Below are 7,422 nucleotides of genomic sequence, written 5' to 3'. Positions count from 1 at the left end.
TTAAAACAAGAACAAATGTTCTTTTTTTAAAAAAAGGAGGAATTTTTTATGCTACACGAACCTATTATCGTAAAAAAAGAAGCTTTCCACGCAATCGGCGTTTCGGTTACGACGACTAATGAAACAGAGGCATCTACTGAAGGAAACATTCCACAACTTTGGAACCGATACTTTCAAGAACAAATGATGCATCACATCCCAAATCAACAAACGAAAGAAACATTCGCTTTCTACTCAAACTACGAATCAGATGAAACCGGTACATATCAATTTACAATCGGTATGCCTGTTTCTTCATTAGAAGACGTTCCTGAAAATATGACAACTTTAACAATACCTGCCGCTACATATGCGGTATTTACAACAAGAAAAGGACCAGTTGCTGAAGTCGTTTGTGAAGCTTGGGAATATATTTGGAAATGGTCGAAAGAAAATAAACGTGCCTTCACAACAGACTTTGAGCTTTACGATGAAAGAGCGTTAGATCCAAACAACGTTCAATTGGATATTTATATTGCGTTAGCCTAAAAAAAGATGCCCATTCGGCATCTTTTTTTGTCGTTAAATAGCTACTGGGCAAATTCATTATTATTGTCTACAATGAGAAAGTGCAGTATAGAAATATTAGAAACTGTATAAAACGATTGTTAATAAGTTTTTTAGTTTAAATTCGTCACATAGAAAGGAAGCAATATGGAGGAACTACAACAAAATAAAACTGCTTTAGAAGGAAGCGGAAAACCGTTATTAAAAAATACGAATTTCCTTTTTCTTTGGGCAGCTACTCTTTTTTCAAGCTTTGCTTTAGCCTTTTTTACTTTTTCACAAACGTGGTACATAGCAAAAACATTAAACCTTGAAGCTTCACTCGGTGTTGTTTTCGTAGCTCTTAGTGTTCCAAGGCTTATTTTTATGATTGTCGGCGGCGCTGTAGCTGATAAATTCCCGAAAAAAAACATTATGTTTTACTCCAATATCATTCGAGCGATTCTTGTCTCAACCATTCTCACATGGTTCATTGTCGGTGATGTAACACTATATACATTTGCTTTATTCGCTTTATTCTTTGGACTTGCTGATGCTTTCTTCTGGTCAGCAGATGGATCTATCTTACCGGAATTGGTAGAAAAAAGCCGGTTAACACAAGCAAATTCGCTTACACAAATGACGAACCAAGCATCGGTCATCTTAGGCCCTGTACTTGGTGGTATTCTCATTAAATTTACGAACTATGAGACAATCTTTTCCATTACGATTTTATTACTGATTGTCGCTGCCATACTCGTTCAAAAAATACAATTTACGATGCCAGAACAAAAAGATACAGATAAAGGTATGTTCACTTCCATTAAAGAAGGAATCTTATATGTAAAGGAATCGCCATTCCTTTCAACTTTCCTTATTTGTAGCGCTTTTTTAAACTTATTTTTAATCGGCCCGATGCAAGTTGGTTTCCCGCTTTTTGTTAAAAACGTTCTGCATGGTGATTCGCTCCATTTTAGTTACTTAGAAGCATCTGTAGGTGGCGGAATGGCAATCGGTGCTGTCATTGTCGGTTTAAAAAATATTAATCGTAGACGCGGTCTATTTTGTATTATCATGATGCTATTGTCTGGTATATTCTTCTTAGCTATCAACTTTAGTACCGTACTTTGGCAAGCACTATTAGCCGGCATGTTTTATGGTATTACAATCGCAATGGCGATTGTACCGCTTATGGCAATGATTCAATCGACAGTAAAAGAAGAAATGATGGGACGCGTAATGAGTTTACTTATGCTATCATCAATGGGCTTTATCCCGCTCTCTTATGCATTCACATCACTTGCACTTGCAATGGGAATTCCAATCGTAACCGTTATGAAAAGTGGTGCAATAGCTGTTATCGTCTTCGTACTATTTGTAGCGATTCGTGTTCCAGTTGTAAGGAAGTTCGATTAGCCACTTAGAGTCATGTATTATACGCATGGCTCTTTTTTGAATGGATCAAATAGTGATATTCCCTTACTTCTCCTTAATGCTGCTCCCCATTCTAATCCAACCTCTAAAAATAAATCTCGCACTGTACTGTATAAAAGTGCCCCAATGTCTTTACGAATTTCCCCATATTTATATGCTCTTACAACACTTTTCACGCGCCAAATTAAATTTCCATACACTTCTTCGTCAGCTAATATTTGCTCCAGTAAAACACCTTGTTCTAGTAACCCACTCTTTTTATACGCAAGCTCGACCTTACTCCAAAATATATTAATTTTCTTCGGATTACTCGTCATCGGCACCAGTGCGTATATAAAAGGCTTCGGTATATCATGACGGCAATACGTCTCATCAAGCTCATACGTTCCTTTTCTTTTCTCTTTTATTTGTGAAATGTTTTTAGAAAGAATTGTTTCCCCAGCAATTTTTTGCTCATTTTTACTACAGCCAGTTGCATTATCCTCAGTTTTACAAGCGGACATTTTCATACGGTCAATCGCAGATGTAAGAAATACATATAAGTTCGCACTATACCCGCCACGTTTATGCCTTTCTTTTGTTGCAACACGCTTTATAATTCCTAGTTCCTCTAACTTTGCAATTGAACGGCGTACTGTACGAATACTCTTTCCAACATTCGTCGCAATCGTCCCCATTAATGGACAAGCAACCCCTACTGTTTTTTGTTTCTCATTCACCGCATATTTTCCTAAAAAATGAATAATGATAGAATCAGTTTTATTCAATTGAAATCGGTAGCACTTCAAAACTTGTTTTTGATATGTATTAAACTCTTCTTTACTTCGAAATTCACTATATGGTTTCATTAAATTATATAAGCTTCCCATTTATATCACCTCATTTATAAGTAAGAGGCAGGAAGCGAAATTGGCGTGATAGTTAATATTTTTTAATGGAGATGAAAATATGATCGTAATTAGCGCTTGTTTAGGTGGGATTGCTTGCCGTTATGACGGGAATGACAATCTCGTTTCAAAAATAGAGGAGCTTCTGCAAAAAGAAGATACAGTCCTCATTTGCCCTGAAGTATTAGGAGGACTACCAACACCTCGTCCTTCCGCTGAAATTATTGGCGGGAATGGCGACGACGTTTTAGACGGAAAAGCGAAAGTGATAACAAAAAATGGTGAAGATGTCACAGCAGCTTTCGTAAATGGTGCTTATAAAGCATTAGAACAAATTAAAGATTTACACCCAGAATATATTATTTTAAAAGAACGCAGCCCATCTTGTGGTAGTTCTACGATTTACACTGGAGAATTTAACGGTAATAAGCAAACTGGTTTTGGAGTGACAACTGCTTTATTTAAAAGACACGGATTTAAAGTCATTTCAGAAGAAGAATTTGAAAACAAAAAAAGGAATTGACCCTGTTCGTCAATTCCTTTTTATCTGTCTTATTTCACACTTAGTTTTTCTTTCACTTTCGCTGGAAGCTCGTCTTTTTTCACTTCTTCCCAAGCTGTTACACCTTTTTTATCTGAGTGGTATACGCGTAGGAATGCTTCTTTACGAAGATTTTTTTGAGCTATGAATTCTAATTCTTTCTCTTTACCGTCTTTATCAAAGCCAGTCAGCTTATATTCATAATCTTTAAATTTCTGCCCATTACTAGCTTTACTATCAAATTCTTTTCCATCTACTGTAATTTGAACATAATACTCATCTTTACCCATACGGTTTAAATCACAACCAACTAACAAACTTGCAAATACAACTAAAATACTAAATAGTGCAATGTATCTTTTCATTTCCTTCACCTCATATGTTTTTTCTTATATTCTTATCTTAAAGCCCGGAGCTTAAAGAAGAAATTCAAAAACATGACATGAACATTACACTTTTGTAAGATAATAATTATTTCTTCACTTTAGAAATTGTCATTCCATTAAGCTTCTGTATAACGTTTTTGTTTCTCACGCTCATCAGCTACACTACCGCCAATAACGTCTTTCACGCCAATTTCGCCACTTATCACGTAATTTCCTTATACCGTTTATTACGCCTTCTATTATGCCCTCAATTATAATCTCTATTACAAGATATCTCACTAAACTAATAATATGTTTAATTACGTATCTCCCTATAAATTCAAGAATATCCTCCATCATATTTTCCTCCTTCTTTTAAAAGGAAGCTGCTACTCCTCCGCGTCCAGTTACAATTTCTGCCCTACTGCGGTATATATCAACAAAGATAATACGACAACAACATCCACGATAACGCTATTGAATTTGGAAGAAACTTCGGTAAATACTAATACTGTAGTTAACATGGCTAAGAGAATTATTTTTTCACCTATATTCGGAGATGCTCCCAAAAACTTTATAAAATCAAAGACAACTTTACTACAATTCTTCCCGTAACTAATTTATTATCGTGGTAAACCGTCTTCCACTACATCCGTAACAGTTCCATTCGGTTCAAAGATTACACGTAATGATCCTTCTCCACCATAACCAGTATAGTCATATACTGAATAAGATTTATATTTCTCAATCACATGTGGCTGTCCAATTGCAGCTTTTACCTGATTCGCGGGCATACCTTTTTTGATTTTCAAATAATGATTGTAACTTACTGCTGCCGAATTGTTATTTACATCTTTATACCACGGTACACGATCGTTTTTTTCTTCATATTCCTTTACAGGCCCTTCACTACGTTTCGTAAATACCTGATTCTCTTTATCTGTATCTTTATCTTCATCCTTTATAGCAGTACGTTCAATGTTTACAACGTAACCATATGTATTTAATTCAACCATAATTTCATATGTACCATCCGTATCTTTTTCAGTATAAAATACGCGTTTTTCATGGTTATTATAATGTTTTATGTTCTCACCACCATAGTCAATCGTATTAAGAATATCCGTATACGTCATCCCTTCCTCAATCTTTTGAGATTCATCATGAGAAATATAACGCTTTTGTGATGATGGTGCATCCTCATTTTTAATACTTTCACGTTTGCTCGTAGTCATAGGTGTTTTCTTCTGATCTTTTAGTACTTCACCTTCCGCCTTCGCTGGTTGCTTTGCTCCTGCTTTTGTTAATACGTCTGTATCGCTAGAACAAGCTCCCAAAATCGATACTGTAGTCAACGCCATCCCTACTATAAGTACTCTCTTAAATGACTTCACTCTAATCCCCCCGGTGTTTTTTATATCTAATAATCAACGTATTTTAATTAATACGGAACTATTCAGTTCTATACAATTTGCTATAGCCTTCTCGCTCATGCACCTTTTTTGTATAAAGTGAAACTTTAATCAGCCCTCGCCAATCATCTTCGTTACAAATATTAACATTAAATATAACTAATAAATAGTATATTTTTGCTAATAATTTACATTTTTTCTACATAATCTTATCTTAAAATGAACAATATGAATCTCGAATTCACAGCATTAATCATATATACCATATATAATAACATTTAAATTAATATCTAGATTAACTTTACATACATTTCCTGTTTTAACGCAAAAAGAAAAGACCTTTCTAACGATTTTATTCTATCGCTAAAAAGGTCTTTCTCTATTTCTGCTAAAAACTTAGCACTCTTCTGGCTTACCAGCATTCGATGCTGTACGGAAAGATGATCCACATCCGCATGATGCGATTGCGTTTGGATTGTCGATTGTGAATCCGCCGCCAAGCATAGATTGTTTATAGTCAATTTTTACTCCTTTAACAATTGGAGCACTTTCTGTATCGATAACAAATTCAACACCGAAAAACTCAAGCACTGTGTCGTCTTCTTTTGGTTCTACTTCAAATCCTAAGCCGTAAGAAAGACCGCTACATCCGCCGCCGTGTACAGCAAGGCGCACATACTTCTCTCCATCTTCAGCATCTTTTAACATATCTTTAATTTGAAAAGCTGCTTGTTCTGTTACTTCAATCATGAAATACACCTTCCTTTCTGTTCTTAGTTCATTATACATCTTTACGCTTCTATCTTGTACTCATACACTCCGCGGCAAATTACTTCCGCAGGTCCTTTCATCAACACGTTTCCTTCTTCAGTCCACGCAATCATTAAATCGCCGCCAGCTAAATGGACTGTAATTTCCTTACCACGTTCCATCTTTCCATTTAAAATAGCAGCTACAACTGCAGCGCACGCTCCTGTTCCGCAAGCTTGCGTTACACCAGATCCACGTTCCCAAACGCGGAAGTTCATCTCGTCATTATTCAAAATTTCGATAAACTCAACATTTACTCGCTCTGGGAACATTTCATGTGTCTCGAGAACTGGTCCAAGTGTTGTAAGAGGTGCTTTTTCTACATCATCAACAAAAATAACCGCATGCGGATTTCCCATTGAAACAGCTGTAAATGCATAACGATGATTATTGTATAAGAAGTTTTCACGAATAAATGGTGTTTCACCTTCACCAAGCATCGGTATTTCTGCACGTGTTAGACGAGGTGCTCCCATATCGATTTTTGCTAATGTCACGACACCATCTTCTACTGTTACTTCAGCCGTTACAATACCAGCTAACGTTTCAATTGTGAAAACTGTTTCTTCTACTAGTTTATGCTCATACGCATATTTCGCTACGCAGCGTAAACCGTTACCACAGCTCTTTCCTTCAGAACCATCATTATTAAACATACGCATCTTCACCAGAGCTACGTCTGAAGGGCAAATTAAAATCATCCCGTCTGCTCCAATACCAGTATTAATATTTGAAACCTTTTCGGCCACAAGGGCTAAATCTTCTTCAGGAATTTGCTCTTCAAACATATTTACATATATATAACTATTGCCAAGACCATGCATTTTTGTAAAAGAAAATTGGCTCATTTATATTCACTCCAAAAATAATTTGTTATGTTAAGTATAAAATGCATGCTTTTAGAACACAATATGAATGTCCCCCGTTTCTCATATTTGACAACGTTTGGCGATGAGCCACTCTTACACAATTTGTGTAAGAAAAAAGCCCTTCTAAAAAGGGCCTTTTTTTATTTATCCTACTATTTTCGATTGGGGAAGACTAATACTCAGTATTAGTCTTCCCCACGAAATAAAGTTTTATCTAATGAAAAAGGTGCTACTAATTCGCAACACCTTAAAACATTGGATTTTCATCCAAATACTCATATACATTATTAACAAGCTCTTCTACTGTTGCACCTTGTACAACTTCACCATTTACAAGTGCAAATGGTCCTTCAAAACAAATGCCACAATATCCTAAACAACCATACTCCATTACATCTAAATTCGGATCTTTTTCTAATTTTTCTAGAGCTGCTTGTGAACCACTTGCAAGGTTACCTACACAAAATTCAATTAATGGTTTAATCAAAATTCTCCCCCCTGTACTACAAAACAAATTACCTTTTCACTTTATCTATAAGAAGAAAACTAAGCTGTTTCTTGTTGTTTTCGTTACACAGT

Annotated in this window: 9 protein-coding genes and 1 pseudogene; 3 read left to right on the top strand and 7 right to left on the bottom strand. The window is 35.7% G+C overall.

What is annotated here, in order from left to right:
• The first annotated feature begins 48 nt into the window (after positions 1 to 48).
• Together ACQGSG_RS24630 and ACQGSG_RS24625 are read left to right on the top strand one after the other, a co-directional pair.
• Positions 49 to 528: a GyrI-like domain-containing protein gene (locus ACQGSG_RS24630; RefSeq protein ID WP_098279331.1), complete on the top strand. Its 480-nt coding sequence runs from the start codon at positions 49 to 51 to the stop codon at positions 526 to 528.
• Between the two features lie 165 nt (positions 529 to 693).
• Positions 694 to 1,941 carry an MFS transporter gene (locus ACQGSG_RS24625; protein ID WP_325842579.1) on the top strand — a complete coding sequence of 416 codons (1,248 nt, stop codon included), beginning with the start codon at positions 694 to 696 and terminating at the stop codon, positions 1,939 to 1,941.
• Positions 1,942 to 1,958: 17 nt separating this feature from the next.
• Here ACQGSG_RS24625 and ACQGSG_RS24620 read toward each other — a convergent pair whose 3' ends face one another.
• Positions 1,959 to 2,828 carry a helix-turn-helix domain-containing protein gene (locus tag ACQGSG_RS24620; RefSeq protein ID WP_325842578.1) on the bottom strand — a complete coding sequence of 290 codons (870 nt, stop codon included), beginning with the start codon at positions 2,826 to 2,828 and terminating at the stop codon, positions 1,959 to 1,961.
• Positions 2,829 to 2,907: 79 nt separating this feature from the next.
• On the opposite strand from ACQGSG_RS24620, the gene ACQGSG_RS24615 reads away from it, so the two are divergent.
• On the top strand, positions 2,908 to 3,369 hold the full coding sequence (locus tag ACQGSG_RS24615) for a DUF523 domain-containing protein (RefSeq protein ID WP_000635484.1): 462 nt from the start codon (positions 2,908 to 2,910) through the stop codon (positions 3,367 to 3,369).
• A gap of 29 nt (positions 3,370 to 3,398) precedes the next feature.
• Here the strand turns inward: ACQGSG_RS24615 and ACQGSG_RS24610 are convergent, their stop codons facing one another.
• The 6 genes and pseudogenes from ACQGSG_RS24610 to ACQGSG_RS24585 all read right to left on the bottom strand — a co-directional run bounded on the left by ACQGSG_RS24610 (position 3,399) and on the right by ACQGSG_RS24585 (position 7,330).
• Positions 3,399 to 3,752 (bottom strand): YxeA family protein, encoded by a 354-nt coding sequence (locus tag ACQGSG_RS24610; RefSeq protein WP_000833145.1) that lies wholly within the window; start codon positions 3,750 to 3,752, stop codon positions 3,399 to 3,401.
• A 143-nt stretch (positions 3,753 to 3,895) separates the two neighbouring features.
• Positions 3,896 to 3,964, bottom strand: a pseudogene (locus ACQGSG_RS24605) (methyltransferase); the annotation flags it as partial.
• Positions 3,965 to 4,375: 411 nt separating this feature from the next.
• Positions 4,376 to 5,146 (bottom strand): hypothetical protein, encoded by a 771-nt coding sequence (locus ACQGSG_RS24600; RefSeq protein WP_000834604.1) that lies wholly within the window; start codon positions 5,144 to 5,146, stop codon positions 4,376 to 4,378.
• A gap of 414 nt (positions 5,147 to 5,560) precedes the next feature.
• Positions 5,561 to 5,914, bottom strand: a complete 354-nt coding sequence (locus ACQGSG_RS24595) for a HesB/IscA family protein (protein WP_000573825.1) — start codon at positions 5,912 to 5,914, stop codon at positions 5,561 to 5,563.
• Between the two features lie 41 nt (positions 5,915 to 5,955).
• Positions 5,956 to 6,822, bottom strand: coding sequence for a diaminopimelate epimerase (gene dapF, locus ACQGSG_RS24590; protein WP_325842577.1), 867 nt, complete (start codon positions 6,820 to 6,822; stop codon positions 5,956 to 5,958).
• A gap of 268 nt (positions 6,823 to 7,090) precedes the next feature.
• Positions 7,091 to 7,330, bottom strand: coding sequence for a YuzB family protein (locus ACQGSG_RS24585; protein WP_000595026.1), 240 nt, complete (start codon positions 7,328 to 7,330; stop codon positions 7,091 to 7,093).
• Positions 7,331 to 7,422 lie beyond the last annotated feature (92 nt).

Source organism: Bacillus sp. GMa5/1 (assembly GCF_050172015.1).
Classification (GTDB): domain Bacteria; phylum Bacillota; class Bacilli; order Bacillales; family Bacillaceae_G; genus Bacillus_A; species Bacillus_A cereus.
Note: the sequence above shows the minus strand (reverse complement) of the source record. Positions and strands in the feature narration are given on the sequence as shown.